Source organism: Ciceribacter azotifigens (assembly GCF_048159625.1).
Taxonomy (GTDB): Bacteria; Pseudomonadota; Alphaproteobacteria; order Rhizobiales; family Rhizobiaceae; genus Allorhizobium; species Allorhizobium azotifigens.
Window position 1 is genome coordinate 105,922 of sequence record NZ_JBLQTA010000013.1, and the last position, 20,632, is coordinate 126,553.

At 60.2% G+C, this 20,632-nt stretch carries 20 protein-coding genes; 8 read left to right on the top strand and 12 right to left on the bottom strand.

The annotated features are described in order from the left end of the window. Positions 1-151 precede the first annotated feature (151 nt). From ahcY to ACM6UT_RS17465, 6 genes are all read right to left on the bottom strand, one after another. Positions 152-1,552: an adenosylhomocysteinase gene (gene ahcY, locus ACM6UT_RS17440; protein WP_416798638.1), complete on the bottom strand. Its 1,401-nt coding sequence runs from the start codon at positions 1,550-1,552 to the stop codon at positions 152-154. Between the two features lie 168 nt (positions 1,553-1,720). Then, positions 1,721-1,996 (bottom strand): HPr family phosphocarrier protein, encoded by a 276-nt coding sequence (locus tag ACM6UT_RS17445; protein ID WP_416798612.1) that lies wholly within the window; start codon positions 1,994-1,996, stop codon positions 1,721-1,723. 19 nt (positions 1,997-2,015) lie between these two features. Next, a complete protein-coding gene (locus ACM6UT_RS17450; RefSeq protein ID WP_112690550.1) occupies positions 2,016-2,417 on the bottom strand; it encodes a PTS sugar transporter subunit IIA in 402 nt (133 codons plus the stop codon). Between the two features lie 125 nt (positions 2,418-2,542). Next, a complete protein-coding gene (locus ACM6UT_RS17455) occupies positions 2,543-3,004 on the bottom strand; it encodes an HPr kinase/phosphorylase (protein WP_416798613.1) in 462 nt (153 codons plus the stop codon). Then, a complete protein-coding gene (locus tag ACM6UT_RS17460; protein WP_416798639.1) occupies positions 3,001-4,755 on the bottom strand; it encodes a stimulus-sensing domain-containing protein in 1,755 nt (584 codons plus the stop codon). Before ACM6UT_RS17460 ends, ACM6UT_RS17455 begins: the two co-directional genes overlap by 4 nt. Before the next feature lie 83 nt (positions 4,756-4,838). After that, the gene (locus ACM6UT_RS17465; protein ID WP_416798640.1) at positions 4,839-5,561 is read right to left on the bottom strand and encodes a response regulator transcription factor; all 723 of its coding nucleotides are present in this window, start codon (positions 5,559-5,561) and stop codon (positions 4,839-4,841) included. A 340-nt stretch (positions 5,562-5,901) separates the two neighbouring features. On the opposite strand from ACM6UT_RS17465, the gene ACM6UT_RS17470 reads away from it, so the two are divergent. The 3 genes from ACM6UT_RS17470 to ACM6UT_RS17480 all read left to right on the top strand — a co-directional run bounded on the left by ACM6UT_RS17470 (position 5,902) and on the right by ACM6UT_RS17480 (position 8,741). Next, positions 5,902-7,512 carry a phosphoenolpyruvate carboxykinase gene (locus ACM6UT_RS17470; RefSeq protein WP_416798614.1) on the top strand — a complete coding sequence of 537 codons (1,611 nt, stop codon included), beginning with the start codon at positions 5,902-5,904 and terminating at the stop codon, positions 7,510-7,512. A gap of 116 nt (positions 7,513-7,628) precedes the next feature. Then, positions 7,629-8,063, top strand: coding sequence for an alternative ribosome rescue aminoacyl-tRNA hydrolase ArfB (gene arfB / locus ACM6UT_RS17475; protein WP_416798615.1), 435 nt, complete (start codon positions 7,629-7,631; stop codon positions 8,061-8,063). 45 nt (positions 8,064-8,108) lie between these two features. Next, positions 8,109-8,741: an alpha-ketoglutarate-dependent dioxygenase AlkB family protein gene (locus tag ACM6UT_RS17480; RefSeq protein WP_416798616.1), complete on the top strand. Its 633-nt coding sequence runs from the start codon at positions 8,109-8,111 to the stop codon at positions 8,739-8,741. Between the two features lie 12 nt (positions 8,742-8,753). Here the strand turns inward: ACM6UT_RS17480 and coaA are convergent, their stop codons facing one another. The 6 genes from coaA to hisB all read right to left on the bottom strand — a co-directional run bounded on the left by coaA (position 8,754) and on the right by hisB (position 12,988). Next, positions 8,754-9,749 (bottom strand): type I pantothenate kinase, encoded by a 996-nt coding sequence (gene coaA, locus ACM6UT_RS17485; RefSeq protein ID WP_416798617.1) that lies wholly within the window; start codon positions 9,747-9,749, stop codon positions 8,754-8,756. Beyond that, positions 9,746-10,069: a phosphoribosyl-ATP diphosphatase gene (locus tag ACM6UT_RS17490; RefSeq protein WP_416798618.1), complete on the bottom strand. Its 324-nt coding sequence runs from the start codon at positions 10,067-10,069 to the stop codon at positions 9,746-9,748. Before ACM6UT_RS17490 ends, coaA begins: the two co-directional genes overlap by 4 nt. A gap of 18 nt (positions 10,070-10,087) precedes the next feature. Next, positions 10,088-10,864 (bottom strand): imidazole glycerol phosphate synthase subunit HisF, encoded by a 777-nt coding sequence (gene hisF / locus ACM6UT_RS17495; RefSeq protein WP_416798619.1) that lies wholly within the window; start codon positions 10,862-10,864, stop codon positions 10,088-10,090. Further along, positions 10,861-11,610 (bottom strand): 1-(5-phosphoribosyl)-5-[(5-phosphoribosylamino)methylideneamino]imidazole-4-carboxamide isomerase, encoded by a 750-nt coding sequence (hisA, locus tag ACM6UT_RS17500; protein WP_148176034.1) that lies wholly within the window; start codon positions 11,608-11,610, stop codon positions 10,861-10,863. Before hisA ends, hisF begins: the two co-directional genes overlap by 4 nt. A 17-nt stretch (positions 11,611-11,627) precedes the next feature. Next, on the bottom strand, positions 11,628-12,278 hold the full coding sequence (hisH, locus tag ACM6UT_RS17505) for an imidazole glycerol phosphate synthase subunit HisH (RefSeq protein ID WP_416798641.1): 651 nt from the start codon (positions 12,276-12,278) through the stop codon (positions 11,628-11,630). A 101-nt stretch (positions 12,279-12,379) separates the two neighbouring features. Further along, positions 12,380-12,988, bottom strand: a complete 609-nt coding sequence (hisB, locus tag ACM6UT_RS17510) for an imidazoleglycerol-phosphate dehydratase HisB (protein WP_416798620.1) — start codon at positions 12,986-12,988, stop codon at positions 12,380-12,382. A 206-nt stretch (positions 12,989-13,194) separates the two neighbouring features. On the opposite strand from hisB, the gene hslV reads away from it, so the two are divergent. The 5 genes from hslV to ACM6UT_RS17535 all read left to right on the top strand — a co-directional run bounded on the left by hslV (position 13,195) and on the right by ACM6UT_RS17535 (position 20,604). Further along, positions 13,195-13,755 carry an ATP-dependent protease subunit HslV gene (hslV, locus tag ACM6UT_RS17515; protein WP_416798642.1) on the top strand — a complete coding sequence of 187 codons (561 nt, stop codon included), beginning with the start codon at positions 13,195-13,197 and terminating at the stop codon, positions 13,753-13,755. A gap of 37 nt (positions 13,756-13,792) precedes the next feature. Continuing rightward, positions 13,793-15,091: an ATP-dependent protease ATPase subunit HslU gene (gene hslU, locus ACM6UT_RS17520; RefSeq protein ID WP_148162661.1), complete on the top strand. Its 1,299-nt coding sequence runs from the start codon at positions 13,793-13,795 to the stop codon at positions 15,089-15,091. A gap of 183 nt (positions 15,092-15,274) precedes the next feature. Beyond that, on the top strand, positions 15,275-16,189 hold the full coding sequence (locus ACM6UT_RS17525; RefSeq protein WP_416798621.1) for a DUF1402 family protein: 915 nt from the start codon (positions 15,275-15,277) through the stop codon (positions 16,187-16,189). A 129-nt stretch (positions 16,190-16,318) separates the two neighbouring features. Further along, positions 16,319-18,322, top strand: a complete 2,004-nt coding sequence (locus ACM6UT_RS17530; protein ID WP_416798622.1) for a hydantoinase/oxoprolinase N-terminal domain-containing protein — start codon at positions 16,319-16,321, stop codon at positions 18,320-18,322. A gap of 110 nt (positions 18,323-18,432) precedes the next feature. Then, the gene (locus ACM6UT_RS17535; RefSeq protein WP_416798623.1) at positions 18,433-20,604 is read left to right on the top strand and encodes a malate synthase G; all 2,172 of its coding nucleotides are present in this window, start codon (positions 18,433-18,435) and stop codon (positions 20,602-20,604) included. Positions 20,605-20,632 lie beyond the last annotated feature (28 nt).

Below are 20,632 nucleotides of genomic sequence, written 5' to 3' on the forward strand. Positions count from 1 at the left end.
ACTTCGCGTGGCGCGCCGAAGCGCGAAGCGCGAATCAAGTCTTAAAACAATACTGCCTAAGGGAATCGGCGGGAAGTATTGGCCCCAAAAAAGAAGCCGCGGCCTCTGTCAAGGCCGCGGCCACTACATCTTGTGGATATGTATGTTGGCTTTAATAGCGATAGTGGTCAGACTTGAAGGGACCCAGCGGTGTGACACCGATATAAGAAGCCTGTTCTTCCGAGAGCTCGGTCAGACGTACGCCGAGCTTTTCGAGGTGCAGGCGCGCCACCTTCTCGTCCAGGTGCTTCGGGAGGACGTAGACCCGGTTCTCGTAGGCTTCAGGCTTGGTAAAAAGCTCGATTTGCGCGAGAACCTGATTGGTGAACGATGCAGACATCACGAACGACGGATGGCCCGTCGCGTTCCCCAGGTTCAGCAGGCGACCCTCTGACAGCAGAATGATGCGGTTGCCTTTGGGGAACTCGATCATGTCGACCTGTGGCTTGATGTTCGTCCACTTGAGGTTTCGCAGAGCGGCAACCTGAATCTCGTTATCGAAATGGCCGATGTTGCCGACGATCGCCATGTCCTTCATTGCACGCATGTGCTCGATGCGGATTACGTCGCGGTTGCCGGTCGTCGTAATGAAGATATCGGCGCTCGGCGCGACGTCTTCCAGCTGGACGACTTCATAGCCGTCCATCGCCGCCTGCAGGGCGCAGATGGGATCAACTTCGGTTACCTTCACGCGGGCGCCCGCGCCGCGCAACGAGGCGGCCGAGCCTTTGCCCACATCGCCATAACCGCAAACCACGGCCACCTTGCCGGCCATCATGACGTCGGTTGCGCGGCGGATGCCGTCGACCAGCGACTCCTTGCAGCCGTACTTGTTGTCGAATTTCGACTTGGTGACCGAGTCGTTGACGTTGATGGCAGGGAAGGGGAGGAGGCCCTTCTGGCTCAACTGGTACAGGCGATTGACGCCCGTCGTGGTTTCTTCCGTCACGCCACGGATCGCGTCACGCTGTCTGGTGAACCAGCCCGGAGATGCAGCCAACCGCTTTTTGATCTGAGCGAAGAGAATCTCCTCTTCCTCGGAATGCGGGTGACTCAACACGTCTTCTCCTGCTTCGGCTCGTGCTCCGACCAGAATGTACATGGTGGCATCGCCGCCATCGTCGAGAATCATGTTCGAGAGGCCGCCGTCGCTCCACTGGAAGATCCGGTCGGTGTAGGTCCAATAATCCTGCAATGACTCTCCCTTGACCGCAAACACCGGGATTCCCGCAGCGGCGATGGCAGCCGCGGCGTGGTCCTGAGTGGAAAAGATATTGCACGAGGCCCAGCGCACCTCGGCGCCGAGGGCGACCAAGGTCTCGATCAAGACCGCCGTCTGAATGGTCATGTGCAGCGAGCCGGTGATGCGTGCGCCCTTGAGCGGCTTCTGCTCGCCGAACTCCAAGCGGCAGGCCATCAGGCCGGGCATCTCGGTTTCGGCAATCTCGATCTCCTTGCGACCGAAATCCGCAAGGCCGATATCCGCGACGATGTAATCCTTATCTGTGCTCATGAAGCTCTCCGGCTGGAAGTCTGGGGATAACGCGCCCCTGACGCGAGTATGCACGCGAGGGATCGTCCGGCTCCGGGGAGCCGTGTTCATGCGGTAGCGTTTAGCAGGCTTACGAGCAGTTGGCAACCAAGACATAAAGAAGTCTTTATGTCTTTATATGGACGAGTGTCAGGCTTCTTCGCCGAACTTGTCAGAGACGAGCGTCTCGAGTGCGTCCAGGACTTCCTTCGCCTCGTTGCCGCTGGCGGATACCACGATCGTGCAGCCGGGGCTGGCAGCCAGCATCATGAGGCCCATGATCGAGGTGCCACCGACGGCAGTGCCGTCTTTTGCGACCGTCACCCTTGCGTCAAAGCCGCTGACGGTCTGCACGAATTTCGCCGAGGCACGTGCATGCAGGCCACGCTTGTTGGTAATCACGAGTTCACGGGACGCCGATGTCATGGGGCTTCTTTCAAGGCATTTACTTGCCACTGAGGACGCGGCTGGCGACGTTGATGTACTTGCGGCCGGCCTCGGAGGCCTCAACCAGCGCCTTCTCCATGTTGTCCTCGCCACGGATGCCGGCAAGCTTGATCAACATGGGGAGGTTGACGCCGGCGATCACTTCTATGCGCCCGGCGTTCATGACCGAAATTGCGAGATTGGAGGGGGTGCCACCGAACATGTCGGTCAGTATGACCACTCCGTGGCCATCATCTGCACGCTGGACCGCGTCCAGGATGTCCTGGCGGCGTTGGTCCATGTCGTCTTCCGGGCCGATCGATACCGTCTCGATGAATTTCTGCGGTCCCACCACGTGCTCTACCGCGTGATGGAACTCTTCAGCCAGCTTGCCATGGGTGACAAGCACAAGTCCGATCATTCTCTTTCTGCCCCTTCGCATATGCACTCCGATGGTCAAATAGTGCAATGCAGCAAATTCGTCCATCAGTGGCTGGTCATCTTGGCGATGTAAATCCGAAGTGCAAGCCAAAAATGCGACGATATCTAGGGGGCGGTAGTCCGCGACGCGGTCATAACCGCCTCTATGAAGGAAAACGGTGTCGGGATGCCGAGCGGTAGCCGGACAAGGGGAAGTGCGATGCCGTGCGCTACCGGAAACTGTTCGCCCTCCGGCGGAAGGCGCTCCGAAGTCGCGCCGTCAACGGGCGATATGGCAACGTGCATCAGTGCTGATGGCACACGCTCGACCTCGGCAATTCCGCCGTGCCGCAGTTCGAGCAGACCGGCAATCGGGGGAGGGCAGCGCGCCAGCAGATGCTCGCCGACCCTGCTGACGAGAACGCGGTCGTCAGCCACGAGGGCCGCGAACCGGCCGAGAGCTCGCGCTTCGCTCATGCATGCGAAGGCGAGAGCGGACTTTCCCGCCCCTGAAGGGCCGACAAAAAGCAGGCCGCTCGTGCCGACCACGACCGCCGTCGCATGGATGTTAATTTCTGCGCCGCTCATTGCGCGGGCTCGACAGGCAATGACAGCGTGAAACGTGCGCCGAGCGTCTGGCCCGTGGCCGTGTCGATGATGTTCTCCGCCTTCAGTGTTCCGCCGTGCGCTTCGGCGATCTGGCGACTGATCGAAAGACCCAGACCGGAATTCTGGCCGAAACTCTCTCCCTCCGGACGGTCGGTATAGAAGCGCTCGAAGACACGGTCGATGTTCTCGATCTGGATACCGGGGCCATTGTCATCCACCTGCACGACGCACCGGCCCTTGGTACGGAAGAGCCGAACGGTGATGCGCCCCTCTTTTTCCGGCACGAACGAACGGGCGTTTTCGATGAGGTTGGTGACGACTTGCCCGAGTCGCAGATCGTGGCCGTTGACCACGAAGGGCGCTCTGACGCCGGGCTTGCGGTCGACGATGAGGGTGATGTCCACCGGCTTCTTGGTGCTGCGGATCTGCCGAGAGATTTCCACCATGCTGGAGAGCAATTGTTCGAGATCGACGGGCCCGGCATCGCTGCGCGCCAGTTCGGCGTCCAGGCGCGAGGCGTCCGAGATATCGCTGATCAGGCGATCCAGTCGTCTCACATCGTGTTGGATGATGTCCATCAACCGCTGCCGGGACGTGTCTGTGCGGGCAAGAGGCAGTGTTTCCACAGCGCTCCGCAGCGACGTGAGCGGGTTCTTCAATTCATGGCTGACGTCGGCGGCAAAGCTCTCGATCGCGTCGATCCGGTCGTAAAGGGCGGTGGTCATCTCGCGCAGCGCCACCGACAAGTTGCCGATCTCGTCCTGCCGTGCAGAGAAATCCGGAATCTCCTCGCGTTCCTTCGCTCCGCGTCGAACGCGGATTGCGGCGGCCGAGAGGCGGCGTAGCGGAGTCGCTATCGTGGAGGACAGAAGCAGCGATACGACGATGTTGACGAGCGCCGCGACTCCGAAAACACGCAGGATCGCCAGGCGCTCGGCGTGGACGATCTTGTCGATGTCGCCCGCCTGCGTGGAAAGGAGCAGAACGCCGAGAACAGCCCGAAACCGTTGAACAGGCACGGCCACCGAGACTATCAGGGCGCCTGAATCGGTGACACGAACAACCGCTCCTCGCACGCCGGTAAGCGCGTTCATGACCTCCGGGTAGATTGAGCCATCTCCGCCGGGCGCCTCCTTGTAGAGTGGCAGTCCGCTCGGCTGCAGCATGCGATTGAACATCCGCGCCAGCCACTCGATGACACCCGGTGTCTCATTCTCGATCGGCGGAAGATCGAACCGAAGGACCTGACCACGCGAATAAAGATGGCGAGAGTCGAGAAGCAGGTTTGCGTCCGCATCAAAGAGGCGGGCGCGGGTGCGCGTCGGAGAGATCAGCCGTCTCAGCACCGGGGCGACCCTCTCCGGGTTTATCGGAAACTCGAGGTCCTCGTCATTCGGCACCGGGGTGATGCTCTGTCCTGCTTGAAGTTCGAGCAGCTTCTGCGGATCGATGGTGATCGAGTTCGTGTCGACGGACGCTGAGGCAGAGATCGCGCCAGCCATGATCTCGCCTTGCGTAAGAAGGCTTTCGACGCGTGCGTCGATCAGACCTTCGCGGAACTGGTTCAGATAGAGGATGCCGCCGACGAGGACGAAGAGGGCGGCAAGGTTGAAGAAGACGATCCGTCGCGTAAGGCTGGAAAACAGCGCGTGACCGAAAATGCGGCGGACGAGGGTGAACGGGTGTGACAGGAAACGGCGCCCCTCGGCGGGGCTATCCATCTCCTCCATACCGGAATTGGAAACCTGTTGTTCCAAACGTCAACCTCATCTGCGCGGCGCCGAGCCGGTAGGAGCCGAAACGAAGGGCGCCGTCAGGCCGCTTCGCGGAACCGATATCCGACGCCGTAAAGCGTTTCGATCATGTCGAATTCAATGTCGACCATCTTGAACTTCTTGCGCAGGCGCTTGATGTGGCTATCGATGGTGCGGTCGTCAACGTATACCTGTTCGTCGTAAGCCGCGTCCATAAGTGCGTCGCGGCTCTTCACCACGCCCGGGCGTTGGGCCAGCGACTGAAGAATCAGAAACTCGGTAACAGTGAGGGTCACCGGGTCACCCTTCCAGGTGCAGGTATGGCGCTCTTGGTCCATGACCAATTGCCCGCGCTCCAGCGTGCGTGCTTGCGACTCGCTGCCCGCTTTTGCACCGCCCGAACCGGCCAAGGCCTCGCGGTTGCCGGCGCGGCGCAGGATTGCCTTCACGCGTTCGACGAGAAGCCGCTGCGAAAAGGGCTTGGTGATGAAGTCGTCGGCACCCATCTTCAGGCCGAAGAGTTCGTCGATCTCTTCGTCCTTCGACGTGAGGAAAATGACGGGAAGATCCGACTTCTGCCGAAGTCGTCGCAGCAGCTCCATCCCGTCCATTCGCGGCATCTTGATGTCGAAGATGGCAAGATGGGGCGGGCGGGCGAGCAAGCCGTCCAGCGCTGAGGCGCCATCCGTATAGGTCTCGACCTTGTAACCCTCCGCCTCCAGAGCAATGGACACGGAGGTCAGGATGTTACGGTCGTCGTCAACGAGCGCGATTGTCTGCATGTTGTTCGTCTCCGTCATCATAAGCGCGGCTCCTGGTATCGATCCCTATCAATCCGGGTCCCTCTCGCGCGCTTCATTGGGGGCAAAGGTGGAACAAATTGTGGCAGAGATAAAGGGGGCGCGTCGATCCGTCGCCGCCGCTGGAAGCCCCCGATCCGAGGGGGAAAAGGCGTTAAACACGACATTCAAACCGATTTAAAAATACGCAACCAAATTTAAATCGATTAATTATTTGATATCATTGATATTTTCTTCTATCGTCGTCTTGCCTTTTAGAAAGGCGAACACTAGGTTCGCAAAAAATTCAACGGCAATCCCCGACAGCAAAGGAAGAGTGTCCATGGAGGAGCTTGGTGTAAATAATCCCCTTATCGGGGTAGCGTCGATCGGTTTGGGGGATGCGGCACGCGTCTACTACAACTTCCTTGAGAGCGAACTCTACGAAGAAGCCATTCGCCGCAAGGAAGCCGTCCTGACCGCCGACGGCGCGCTTTGCGCCGTGACCGGCCAGCACACCGGCCGCTCCGCCAAGGACAAGTTCATCGTTCGCGACAGCCACACCGACGGCGAAATCTGGTGGGACAACAACAAGCCCATGTCGCCCGAGCACTTTGGCCTGCTCCACAAGGACATGCTGGCGCACGCCGCAGGCAAGGACATCTTTGTCCAGGACCTCGTTGGCGGCGCCGACGCCGACAACGCGTTGCCGACACGCGTGGTGACGGAACTTGCGTGGCACTCGCTTTTCATCCGCAACCTCTTGATCCGTCCGGACCGCTCGACCCTCGACGAGTTCCAGCCGAAGCTGACCATCATCAACCTGCCGACGTTCCGCGCCGACCCGGCTCGCCACGGCTGCCGCTCCGAGACGGTGATCGCGTGTGATTTCACCAACGGCATCGTACTGATCGGTGGGACCTCCTACGCCGGCGAGATCAAGAAGTCGGTCTTCACGGCCCTCAACTACCTGCTGCCGCCGAAGGGCGTCATGCCCATGCACTGCTCGGCCAACGTGGGCCCGGCAGGTGACACGGCAGTCTTCTTCGGCCTTTCGGGCACCGGCAAAACGACGCTTTCGGCCGATCCGAGCCGGACGCTGATCGGTGATGACGAGCACGGCTGGGGCGAGCACGGCGTGTTCAACTTCGAGGGCGGTTGCTACGCGAAGACGATCCGGCTGTCGGCGGAAGCCGAGCCGGAAATCTACGCGACCACGAAGCGCTTCGGTACCGTGCTCGAGAACGTCGTGCTGGACGAGCATCGTCTGCCCGATTTCCATGATGGTTCGCTGACGGAAAACACCCGCTGCGCCTACCCGCTGCACTTTATCCCGAACGCCTCTGACACGGGCCGTGCCGGCCACCCGAAGACGATCATCATGCTGACGGCCGATGCCTTCGGTGTCCTGCCGCCGATCGCGCGCCTGACGCCCGAGCAGGCGATGTATCACTTCCTCTCTGGCTACACCGCGAAGGTCGCCGGCACCGAAAAGGGTGTCACGGAGCCCGAAGCGACGTTCTCGACCTGCTTCGGCGCGCCGTTCATGCCGCGGCACCCGGCTGAGTATGGAAACCTGCTTCGCGATCTGATCGCGCGCCACAACGTCGATTGCTGGCTGGTAAACACCGGCTGGACCGGTGGCGCTTACGGTGTGGGCCATCGCATGCCGATCAAGGCAACGCGTGCGCTTTTGACCGCGGCGCTCAACGGTGAGCTCAAGAAAGTCGAAACGCGTATCGATCCGAACTTCGGGTTTGCTGTTCCGGTTGCCGTCGAAGCGGTGGACGGCGCAATCCTCGATCCACGCTCGACCTGGGCGGACGGCGAGGAGTACGATGCTCAGGCGAAGAAGTTGGTCGCAATGTTCATCACCAACTTCGCGAAGTTTGAAGATCACGTCGACCATACCGTTCGGGCTGCCGCTCCGAACGCCAACATTGCCGCCGAATAATTCCGGCTCCGCAGAACCTGTCAGAGGCCCGGTGATCTTATGACCACCGGGCCTCTTTGTCATTGGTGGTTCCCGTCGATCCCCAAATGTGGGAATAGAACGGTTGGAGACAGCCGATGGCCAGCGACGCACTTTACATAGATGACCGGATCACGATTGCTGGTTGGGAACTGACGGAACAGTTTGTTCTCGCAGGCGGACCGGGCGGCCAGAATGTCAACAAGGTCTCGACGGCCGTACAGCTCTTCTTCGATATCGCCGGATCACCTTCTCTTCCCGAGCGGGTCAAGGCAAATGCCCTGAAGCTCGGTGGTCGGCGAGTTTCCAAGGACGGCGTCCTGATGATCGAGTCGAGCCGTTTCCGCAGCCAGGAGCGAAATCGTGCAGATGCGAGAGAGCGGCTGAAGGAACTGATCCTCAAGGCGGCCGAGCCACCACCGCCGTCGCGACGAAAGACCAAACCCACCAAAGGCTCTGTCGAGCGACGGTTGAAGGAAAAGGCGGGTCGTTCGGAGGTGAAGAAAATGCGCGGCCGGCCTGCCGGCGACTGACGGGAGCTGCACGGTGCGGATGCGAGGCCTGACAAGGGAGACGTGATGGCAATCAACACCGGCCCAGGCTGGAGTTTTCCGGAAGGGATAAAGTTCTATCCCGACTATCTGACGCGCGAGCAGCAGAGGGCGCTGCTGGAGGAGGTGCGCGAGGTTGTCGCCGCCGCCCCTCTCTATGTGCCGGTAATGCCCGGCACCGGCACACCGTTATCTGTTCGCATGACCAATTGCGGCCCGCTCGGGTGGGTGACGGACAAGGATCGTGGCTACCGATACCAAAGCGTGCATCCCGTTACCCAATCGGCCTGGCCGCCGATCCCTGACAGCCTCATCCACATATGGGAGCAGGTTGCAGGCTATCCGAAGCCACCGGAAGCTTGCCTCGTGAATTTCTACGCCGGCGATGCAAGAATGGGGCTGCATCAGGACAAGGACGAACAGGCTCTTGAAGCGCCAGTGGTGTCGGTTTCTCTCGGTGACACTGGCCTCTTTCGTCTTGGGGGCACGCGCCGCGGTGACAGGACCCGCTCATTCCGACTTGCGAGCGGCGATGTGCTCGTTCTCGGAGGCGAGGGACGCTTGGCTTTTCACGGGGTAGACCGGGTTTATCCCGAGACCTCGATGTTGCTGAAGAACGGTGGACGGATCAACCTCACGCTTCGGCGCATCAATCCCTGAAACGAAGGCGGCTCAGAGCTTCCGCAGGGCTACCGTTTCGACGAGGTGGTTTTCACCCTTCTGGAGGATGAGGTCGGCGCGCGGCCGCGTCGGAAGAATGTTCTCCCTGAGGTTTCTCAGGTTGATGTTGGTCCAGAGATCTTCGGCGATATCCAGCGCTTCCTGTTCGCTGATAGTGGCATAGCGGTGGAAGTACGAGTTGGGATCACGGAAGGCCGTCTGCCGCAAATTCATGAAGCGGTGCACATACCAGCGATGGATCAAGGTCTCGTCGGCATCGATGTAGATCGAGAAGTCGAAGAAGTCCGAGACCATCGGCACGATCTTCCCGTCTGCCGGCAGGTCGCGCGACTGAAGAACGTTGATCCCCTCGAAAATCAGGATGTCCGGCCGGTCGACGACTTTGTACTCGTTCGGCAGCACGTCGTAGGTCAGGTGTGAGTAGCAGGGCGCCTTCACGTTTGGAAGACCGGCCTTGATCGCCGACAGGAAGCGCAGAAGTGCGCCAATGTCGTAGCTCTCGGGGAAGCCCTTGCGGTTCAACAGGTTCTCACGAATGAGGACCGCGTTCGGATAGAGAAAGCCGTCGGTTGTAATGAGATCGACCTTCGGGCTTGACGGCCACCGGGCAAGCAATTCCTTCAGAATGCGGGCGGTCGTCGACTTGCCGACCGCCACCGACCCGGCGATACCGATGACGAAAGGTGTCTTCGCCACATCCGACATGCTGAGAAATCGGTTGCGCTGCTCGAAGAGCAACTGCGAGGATTCCACGTGCGAGGAAAGCAGGCGCGACAGCGACAGATAGATTCGCCGAACTTCCTCGAGATCAATCGGATCATCGATCGAACGCAGGCGGTGTACTTCGTCCGCGGTCAGCGTCAGCGGGGTGTCGGCGCGAAAACGCGCCCATTCTTCCGACGAATAGAAGTGATAGGGCGAATAGTCGTTGGCTTGGAAGTGATCGAGCGTTTCGGGCACGTCGGCTGGCCGTATAGCTGTTGTCATGGATCCCGCCGGTTGGCCTTTTCGCTGAGGCCTGTCTGGGCTGTTCGCCGCTGAAGCTCTTGCATGACAGCTTCTAGCGGTACGTCGGCGATTTTCAATACGACCAAGAGATGATAGAGCAGATCGGCACTCTCGTAGATGAGATTCTGGCGGTCGTCAGCAATCGCAGCGATCACGGTCTCCACCGCCTCCTCACCGAGCTTCTTGGCTGCTTTTCGCTGTCCTCCGTGGACGAGTTTCGCCGTCCAGGATTGATCCGGCTCAGCCATTGCACGCGTGGCGACGATTTTTTCGAGATCCGTCAGGGAAAACATGGTCATTGCGCCGCTCCGTCTTCTTCAGTCGAGCCGCATGGGGATGCCGTTGTCCGCCATGTAGCGCTTCGCCTCGCCGATGCTGTATGTTCCGAAGTGGAAGATCGATGCGGCAAGAACGGCAGTTGCATGACCTTCCTTGATCCCCGCGACGAGATCATCGAGATTGCCGACGCCGCCCGAGGCGATGACCGGAACACGCACGGAGTCGGCGATGGTGCGCGTCAACGCTATGTCATAACCGCTTTTCGTCCCGTCTCGATCCATGGATGTGACGAGAAGCTCTCCGGCGCCGCGCGCTGCCATCTTGCCGGCAAATTCGACCGCGTCGATTCCCGTCGGCTGCCGGCCACCATGGGCGAAGATCTCCCAGCGGTCGGTTTCTCCAGGCCCTGAAACCTTCTTGGCATCAATGGAAACGACGATGCACTGGTCGCCGAACTTGTCGGCCGCCTCGGCCACGAAGTCGGGATTCTTCACCGCGGCCGAGTTGATGGACACCTTGTCCGCCCCACAGAGGAGGAGTTTCCGGATGTCGGCAATGGTGCGAACCCCTCCGCCGACCGTGAGCGGCATGAAACAGTGTTCCGCCGTTCGTGCGACCACGTCGAAGATGGTGTGGCGATCTTCCGACGACGCTGTGATGTCGAGGAAGGTGAGTTCATCGGCGCCGGCGGCATCGTAAGCCTTGGCAGCCTCCACCGGGTCGCCGGCGTCGATGAGGTCGACGAAATTGACGCCCTTGACGACGCGACCGTCCTTGACGTCGAGACAGGGAATTACACGGGCTTTCAACGTCATGGTTGCACCTCGGCTTGGCGGGCGGTCTTGATCAGCGCAAGAGCTTCAGCCGGATCGATACGGCCGTCATAGAGGGCTCGGCCGGATATTGCGCCCTCGAGCTTTCTGGCATCCGGTCGCAACATGCGATGTATGTCTTCGATCGAGGCGAGACCACCGGACGCAATGACCGGAATGGAGACCGCATCTGCGAGCGCCAGTGTCGATTCCCAGTTGATGCCGGTCAGAATCCCGTCGCGGTCGATGTCGGTGTAAATGATGGCCGCAACTCCGGCGCCTTCGAACTTGCGTGCAAGCTCGATTACGCCGAGTTCAGAGGCCTCCGCCCAACCTTCCACCGCCACCTTGCCGCCCTTGGCATCTATTCCGACGGCAATCTTCCCGGGAAACGCCTTGCAGGCGTCGATGACCAGAGCCGGATCACGCACGGCCACGGTGCCGAGGATCACGCGGGCGAGACCGCGTGCCAGCCAGGATTCGATATGTGCGAGCGTACGGATGCCGCCTCCGAGCTGGACCGGGTTTTTCGTTGCCTTCACGATCGCGTCGACCGCCGCGCCGTTGACGCTCTCGCCCGCAAAGGCACCATTGAGGTCGACGACGTGCAACCATTCGAACCCCTGCTCTTCGAAGGTTCTTGCCTGTGCCGCCGGATCAGGATTGTAGACCGTCGCCTGTGCCATGTCGCCGAGCTTCAGTCGGACACATTGACCGTCCTTGAGATCTATCGCGGGAAAAAGGATCATGGTTTCGTCCAACTGCTTCAGGGGGTCCAGGTCAGGAAGTTTGCGATCAGCTTGAGGCCGAGTGTCTGACTCTTTTCTGGATGGAACTGGGCACCGGCCATGTTGTCACGGGCAACGAAGGCGGTGACCGGCGCGCCGTAGTCGGTCGTCGCCACGATGTCCTCGGGATTGTCAGCTGCCAGATGATACGAGTGGACGAAATAGGCATGTAAGCCGTCCGGACCGGTCGGAATGTCCTTAAAGAGCGGGTGAGGTCGACGAAGATCGAGTGTATTCCAGCCGATCTGCGGTATTTTCAGAGCGGGATCGCCAGGTGTCATCTCGACGACGTCACCTTTGATCCAGCCAAAGCCCGGAGTGACGGTCTTCTCGAGACCGCGACTGGACATCAGTTGCATGCCGACGCAGATACCGAGAAATGGTCGCCCATTCTTTTCCACGGCAGCGGTAAGGGCTTCCGTCATGCCGGCAACCGCGTCAAGCCCTCGACGGCAGTCGGCATAGGCACCGACGCCTGGTAGAACGATACGGTCGGCAGACGCGACCCGTTCAGGCTGATCGGTCAACTCGACATCCGCGACGACTCCGCTCTCCCGTGCCGCCCGCACGAATGCCTTGGTGGCTGAACGGAGGTTACCCGAGCCGTAATCGATGATCGCCACACGCATGGGCTTAGTCCTTCTGTTCGTGGTCACCACCGCATCCTTCGCTCCGGCCATCCGGCGGGGGCATGAGGACGTCAAGGCAGGACCGCAATTACGCTGTCTTTTCAGACCAGGGAACCCTTGGTCGACGGGACGCGGCTCGCCTGCCTCGGATCGATTTCCGTTGCGCTGCGAAGCACTCGGGCAACCGCCTTGAAGCAGGTTTCCGCTATATGGTGATTGTTGGCGCCGTAATGGTTCATAACGTGCAAGGTGATGCCAGCGTTCTGCGCTAGGGCCTGGAAGAATTCCCGGACCAGCTCCGTATCGAACGTGCCGATCTTGGGTGCACTGAAGGCGACGTTCCATACGAGGAACGGCCGCCCCGATACGTCGATCGCCGCCTTCGTCATGGTTTCGTCCATCGAGAGATCGATAGACGCATAACGGCTGATGCCGCGGCGGTCGCCGAGCGCCTTTGAGATCGCCTGCCCGAGCGCGATACCTGTGTCCTCGACCGTATGGTGATCGTCTATGTGCAGATCGCCTTTGACTTCGATGTCCATGTCGATGAGAGAATGTCGGGAGAGCTGGTCGAGCATGTGGTCGAAGAAACCGACACCCGTCGATATCCGGGACTGACCGCCACCGTCGATATTGACGGAAACGGCGACCGAAGTCTCGTTCGTCTTGCGAGAGACGGTGCCCGTGCGGTCCGATGCGGCAGTCGACATAGTTCTACTCCGGAAAGTTCTGCGTGCTCCTTATCAGGCACGGTGGCAAATATCCAGAAGAGAGCGTCAAAAGAGCGCGCTCGCTGGCATTTGGCGTTTCGGAACGCGCGTCTGATTTGCAATCCGGACGCGGGAACTTAAATAAGAACGAGACCGGGCGGCGACGCCTCCGTTATGAATCCATTCTTCCAGGTCGGTTTTTCAAAATGAGCAAACACAATCCCTACGGCACGATGCACGGAACGACGATCATCACTGTGCGTAAGAACGGCGTTGCCGTCATGGCCGGCGACGGGCAGGTCAGCCTCGGCCAGACTGTCATGAAGGGTAATGCCCGAAAGGTGCGGCGGATCGGCAAGGGCGATGTCATCGCCGGCTTCGCAGGTGCTACGGCGGACGCTTTCACCTTGCTGGAGAGGCTTGAAAAGAAGCTGGAGCAATATCCGGGTCAGCTGATGCGGGCCGCAGTGGAACTCGCCAAAGACTGGCGGACGGACAAGTACTTGCGCAATCTGGAAGCGATGATGCTTGTCGCAGACAAATCGGTGACCCTTGCGATCACCGGTAACGGAGACGTGCTGGAGCCGGAACACGGCGCGATCGCCATTGGTTCGGGTGGGAACTACGCATACGCGGCCGCGCGTGCACTCATGGACACCGACCTGTCCGCGGAAGACATCGCCCGCCGTGCCATGGCCATCGCCGCGGAGATCTGCGTCTACACGAACGGTAACGTCATCGTGGAAACGATTTCGAGCGACACTTAATTCACCCATTCAAGCCACCATTTCACGGAAAAGGGCTATGACGACATTCTCTCCCCGCGAGATCGTTTCCGAACTCGATCGCTACATCATCGGACAGCATGAGGCAAAACGCGCTGTGGCGATCGCGCTGCGCAACCGCTGGCGCCGTCAGCAGCTCGACGAGAGCCTTCGTGATGAGGTCATGCCGAAGAACATACTGATGATCGGGCCGACCGGTGTCGGGAAGACCGAGATTTCGCGTCGACTTGCGAAGCTCGCCGGCGCGCCCTTCATTAAGGTCGAGGCCACGAAATTCACCGAGGTCGGCTATGTAGGTCGCGACGTGGAGCAGATCATCCGCGATCTCGTCGAAGTCGGTATTGGACTGGTGCGAGAAAAGAAGCGTGCCGAAGTCCAGGCGAAGGCCCACGCAAGTGCAGAAGAGCGCGTCCTTGACGCGCTGGTCGGCTCCACCGCGTCCCCGGCGACGCGCGACAGCTTCCGCAAGAAGCTGCGTGACGGCCTTCTCGATGACAAGGAGATCGAGATCGAGGTCGCCGATACCGGAAGCGGCATGCCGGGCTTCGAAATTCCCGGAGCAAACGTCGGAATTCTCAATCTGTCGGAGATGTTCGGCAAGGCCATGGGCGGCAGGACCAAGAAGGTTCGCACGACCGTCAAGAATTCCTATCCGGAATTGATCCGCGACGAATCCGACAAGCTGATCGACAACGAATTAATCCAGCGCGAAGCCGTAAAATCGGTCGAGAACGACGGGATCGTATTCCTCGACGAGATCGACAAGATTGCCGCCCGGGACGGCGGGATCGGCGCGGGCGTCTCTCGTGAAGGGGTTCAGCGAGACTTGCTGCCGCTGGTGGAAGGAACGACCGTGTCCACAAAGTATGGACCGGTCAAGACGGACCATATTCTGTTCATCGCGTCCGGTGCCTTCCACGTCGCGAAGCCATCCGATCTCTTGCCCGAACTGCAGGGACGTCTGCCGATCCGCGTCGAGCTGAAGCCTCTGACGAAGGAGGATTTTCGCCGAATCCTGACTGAGACGGAGGCAAGTCTCATCCGCCAATACCGGGCACTGATGGCCACGGAGGAGTTGAATCTCGACTTCACGGAGGACGCGATCGACGCCCTGGCAGATGTCGCTGTTCACCTGAACACGTCTGTGGAGAACATCGGCGCCCGGCGCCTGCAGACGGTCATGGAACGGGTGTTGGACGACATCTCCTTCAACGCGCCTGATCGTGGCGGGCAGTCCGTTATGATCGACTCCGGGTATGTGCGTGAACACGTCGGTGATATAGCCGCCGACGCTGATCTTTCCCGCTATATCCTGTGATCTTTGTGCATCTCTGTGATATTTCCGGAAATGGTGAACCAGAGATGGTTAACGCGGCGGTCGACAAGGAAGGCTGCACCTTATAGAGGAGCAGCCGGAGAGAGGTCGACCTCCGACCTTGCGTAACAACAACGGGGCAGGCGGATCGTGGTGCGATTCTTTCTGGCAGTCATCGTGGCTCTGATGCTGGTGGCGCCGACATCGGCGCTCGCCGGTGTTGTCCTCGTTCCGGAAGGGAATCGCCACGCCGAGCAACCCTCGATCCCGGGTGCTTCCGTGAGGCGCACGAAGGCTGGGAAGACGACCTTCGATCTGAAGTACGAGAAGGTGCGGGATCTTCTGGCTTCCGATCGGCAGCTGATTGCGAAAATCAAGTCGGCGGCCGCCGACTACGGTATCGATCCGATCCATGTTGTCGGAGCCATCGTCGGGGAGCATACCTACAACGTCGATGCCTACGATCGCCTCCAAAGCTATTACGTGAAGGCGGCATCCTACGCAGGCAGCAGCTTCCGTTTCGGTTATGAGGACGAATCGATCGAAGATTTCGTCAATCGCCCCGAGTTCGCTGAGTGCAATGGTCTCTCGGACTCCTATGGCCTGTGGTCGTGCCGCGAGCTTGTCTGGGAGAAGACATTCCGCGGGCATTCGGTCGGCGGCAGGAGCTATCCGAACAATCGGTTCAGCGCTGTCTTTTTCCAGCCGTTCTATGCGGGGCAGACGTTCGGCCTCGGCCAGATCAATCCCCTGACGGCATTGATGCTCACGGACTTCGTCGCTGAGAAATCGGGCTATCCGAAGCTGCACGCGAGCGATGCCGCGGGGGTCTACAAGGCCATCATGGACCCCGACATATCGCTTGCTTTCATGGCGGCGATTATCCGGAAATCGATTGATGACTATCGATTGATCGCAGGTATGGATGTCTCCAGCAATCCCGGCGTCACGGCCACCTTGTTCAATGTTGGCAATTCGCGCGGACGAGCACAGGCCCTCGCGCGCAAGAATGCTGCGGGCGGTGTCGCCATACTGCCCGAGGAGAATTACTATGGCTGGCTGGTAAACGATCGTCTGGCAGAGCTCAAGGCTCTGCTTTGAGCTCGTTAGTCCTAGCCGTCGGCAGCCCTTGGCTTTCCCGTCAAAACTTGGCATTTGTCAGGCGGACTTTACGCCCGGGACCGATGTATCCGGGGCGTCTATCTCTGTAGGTAAACATTGGAGCGCGGGTTGACCAAGTCAGTATTGCTCGGCATCGACACCGGTGGAACTTACACCGACGCGGTTCTTTTCAACGAGGCGGATGGACTTCTCGCGAAGGCTAAGGCACTCACCACCCGTCATGATCTCGCTGTCGGGATTTCGGCTTCCGTCGATGAAGTCCTGCGCTCTTCCGGCGTTGCCGCCAGTGCCATCGGTCTCGTCTCGCTGTCGACGACTCTTGCAACGAACGCTTTGGTCGAAGGGCAGGGTGGCAGAACCTGCCTTGTCATGATCGGCTTCGAGCCCACCGACATAAAGCGAGGCGGCCTCTCCGAGGCGTTGGGGACGGACCCCGTGCTCTTCCTCCCCGGAGGACACGATACGCACGGCAACGAAAACCTGCTGGACATGCGTCCTCTCGAGGATGCGCTGCCGCACCTTGGACAGACCGTTTCCTCGTTCGCTGTCGCCGGCTATTTCGCGGTCCGCAATCCCGCCCATGAGATTCGTGTCCGGGACCGCATCCGCGCCGTTACCGACCTGCCGGTTACCTGCAGCCACGAACTGTCGTCAAAACTGGGCGGCCCTCGGCGTGCGCTGACGACCCTGCTCAACGCGCGCCTTATCGCCATGATCGATCGGCTGATCGGGAGCTGCGAAATGTTTGCGAGGCAGCGCGGAATTTCAGCACCTATGATGGTCGTGCGCGGCGATGGCGCACTGATCTCCGCCGCGGAGGCCCGACTGCGTCCGATCGAGACGATCCTCTCGGGTCCGGCGGCCAGTCTGGTCGGCGCGCGTTATCTCACAGGTCTGGACGACGCCGTCGTCTCCGATATCGGTGGCACGACGACCGACGTCGCCATCCTCGACGGGGGAAAGCCGCGCCTTGATGCCGAAGGCGCCGTCGTTGGCGGTCACCGCACGATGGTGGAAGCGGTCGCGATGCGTACCTACGGCCTTGGTGGGGATTCCGAGGTGCGAATCGATGAGCGCGGTCTCGCCGCGAAAATCGAACTCGGGCCGCGACGCCTGGTGCCGCTCAGCCTCGCCGCCGCACTTCACGGCAATGTCGTGCTCGATGCGCTTGAACGACAGGTTCGGAGCGTTCGTCCAGGCCGTAACGATGGCCGGTTTGCCGTGCGTACTGGCGTCCCGGAGAGTTTGGCTGCCGGCCTCCAGCCGCAAGAGGCCAACCTGTTTGCTCGCATCGGTGACAAGCCGGTCCCGCTCGATCAGTTGCTGACGTCGACTGCACAAGGCGCAGTTCTCGATCGGCTGGTCGCGAGGGGGCTCGTTCATCTCTGCGGAATAACGCCTTCGGATGCTATGCATGTCTTGGGCCGGCAGGAACAATGGCAGCGGAAGGCGGCCGAGCTTGGTCTGAGACTTGCACTGCGGACGAAGGATGGCACGGGCCGTCCGATCGCGGAATCCCCGGAGGAGCTTGCCGGGCGTGTCGTCGCGAGGTTGCATCGGCGGTCGGCTGAGATCGTCCTCGGTACCTGCCTTGCCGAGGACGAACTGGCCGACGTCGATCCTGCGAGATCGGTTCTGATCGACTGCGCTCTCTCCGGAAAGGACGGTATCGTCCGCTTTGGTCTCGCGCTCGACCGCCCCCTTGTGGGGCTTGGGGCATCGGCACGGGTCTACTACCCGGACATTGCTGAAATCCTCTCATCCGCCGTTTCAATCCCGCTGGATTCCGATGTTGCAAATGCCGTCGGCGCGGTGGTGGGGCAGGTTCAGATGTCGGCGGAAGTCGTCGTAACATCGCCGCAAGAGGGTCTCTTCATAGTGTCCGGTTGCGGTGACAGCTTGCGACTGACCGAGCAGGAGAAGGCGTTCGCCGAGGCGAGGCGTCGGGCCGACACTGTTGTTCGCCAGCGCGTTGCCGCCAACGGAGCCAGCGCGACCCTGGTCGTCATGGAAGAGAGCGTCGATGCTCCCGAGATCGAGGGCAGGCGACGGCTGATCGAGGCGCGCGTCATCGCGCGTGCAGTCGGACGACCGCCCGTCGCGACCGAGTGACCGTTTCCATATTGGAAAGAATATTTGTCACTTATGCATAATTGACAATGGATGCGAATGCGCGATCCTGTGCGCCGTGCCTGAGCAGCAAACGCACTAAGGAGAATGCAATGGGTCGCGTCGAGTGCCACGGATTGTCCATCGATCAGAGTCTTTATGACTTCCTGATAAGGCAGGCTCTTCCGGGGACCGGGACCGATCCGGAGCGACTTTTCACCGGGTTTTCGGCGCTCGTGCATGAGCTTGGACCAAAGAACCGCATACTTCTCGCCCGACGCGACGAGTTCCAGGAGAAGCTGGACGCCTGGTACCGTGAAAACGGCGCGCCGACCGACATGGGCACCTACGAGCAGTTTCTTCGCGAGATCGGATACCTTCTTCCGGAGGGAGACGACTTCTCGGTAACGACCGCCAATGTCGATCCCGAAATCGCCGAAATCGCCGGCCCGCAACTTGTCGTTCCGGTCATGAACGCCCGTTATGCGCTGAACGCCGCCAATGCGCGGTGGGGGTCGCTCTATGATGCGCTCTATGGAACCGATGCGATTCCGGAGGACGGCGGAGCCGAGAAAGGCAAAGGCTACAATCCCGTTCGCGGCGAGAGGGTCATCGCTTGGGCGCGCAACCTCCTTGACGCCTCCGCGCCGCTGCTGGATGGGAAATGGTCGGAGGTCACCTCCCTTGTTTCCACGAACGGTATCCTCGCCATCGGGCTGAGCGAAGGTCGTCTGACCGCTCTGAAGGAGCCGAAACAATTCGTCGGATATACAGGGGCGCCGGAGTCGCCGAAGAGTGTGTTCCTGCGCAAGAACGGTCTTCATGTCGAGATTGCCATCGAACGCTCAGGGATGATCGGCAAGAGCGATCCGGCCGGCATCAACGACGTTCGCCTCGAATCGGCGATCACCACCATAATGGACTGTGAGGATTCGGTTGCCGCGGTCGATGCGGAGGACAAGGTCGTCGTTTATTCCAATTGGCTTGGCCTGATGAAGGGCGATCTGACCGAGGAGGTTACGAAGGGGAGCAAGACCTTCACCCGCAGACTCAACCCAGATGTCGAGTTCACGTCACCTGACGGCAGCCCAGTTTCTATCGCCGGTCGCTCGCTTATGCTTGTGCGCAATGTCGGTCACCTGATGACGAATCCGGCGATCCTGGACCGGAATGGCGATGAGGTTCCGGAAGGCATCATGGATGCTATGATTACCGGATTGATCGCGCTTCACGACGTTGGTCCCGGCGGCCGGCGGATGAATTCCCGCAAGGGCTCCATGTATGTCGTAAAACCCAAGATGCACGGTTCTGACGAGGTTGCCTTCGCCTGCGAGATATTCGCACGCGTCGAAGAGATCCTCGGCATGTCGCCGAACACGATGAAGATGGGCATCATGGACGAGGAGCGTCGCACGACGATCAACCTCAAGGAATGCATCCGCGCTGCCAAGGACCGTGTCGTCTTTATCAACACGGGTTTCCTCGACCGTACCGGTGACGAAATCCACACCTCGATGGAAGCCGGGCCGATGATTCGCAAGGGCGACATGAAGCAGGCGACCTGGATCTCTGCCTACGAAAATTGGAACGTCGACGTCGGTCTGGCCTGCGGCCTTTCCGGCCATGCGCAGATCGGCAAGGGCATGTGGGCAATGCCCGACATGATGGCGGCGATGCTCGAGCAGAAGATTGCGCATCCGAAGGCCGGCGCCAATACCGCCTGGGTTCCCTCGCCGACGGCAGCCACGCTGCACGCGACGCACTATCACCACGTTAATGTCGCCGACGTACAGGCCGTGTTGAAAGAACGACCGCGCGCCAAGCTTTCCGATATTCTGTCCGTTCCCGTGGCCGTTCGTCCGAACTGGACTCCGGAAGAAATTCAGCGCGAGCTGGACAATAACGCCCAGGGGATTTTGGGTTACGTTGTCCGCTGGATCGACCAGGGTGTCGGCTGTTCGAAGGTGCCAGACATCAACAATATCGGCCTTATGGAAGATCGTGCGACGCTGCGCATCTCGGCACAACATATGGCGAATTGGTTGCACCACGGCGTTGCCACCCGCGAACAGGTCGTCGAGACGATGAAAAGGATGGCCGCTGTCGTAGATGCCCAGAACGTGGATGATCCGGCTTATCAGCCGATGGCCGGTCACTTCGACGAGTCCATTGCCTTCCAGGCTGCACTTGATCTCGTTCTTAAGGGTCGTCAGCAGCCAAATGGCTATACGGAGCCGGTGTTGCACCGGCGGCGGCGGGAACTCAAGGCGAGACTTGCCGCCTGAATCAACGCGACGCCGAACAAAAATAAAG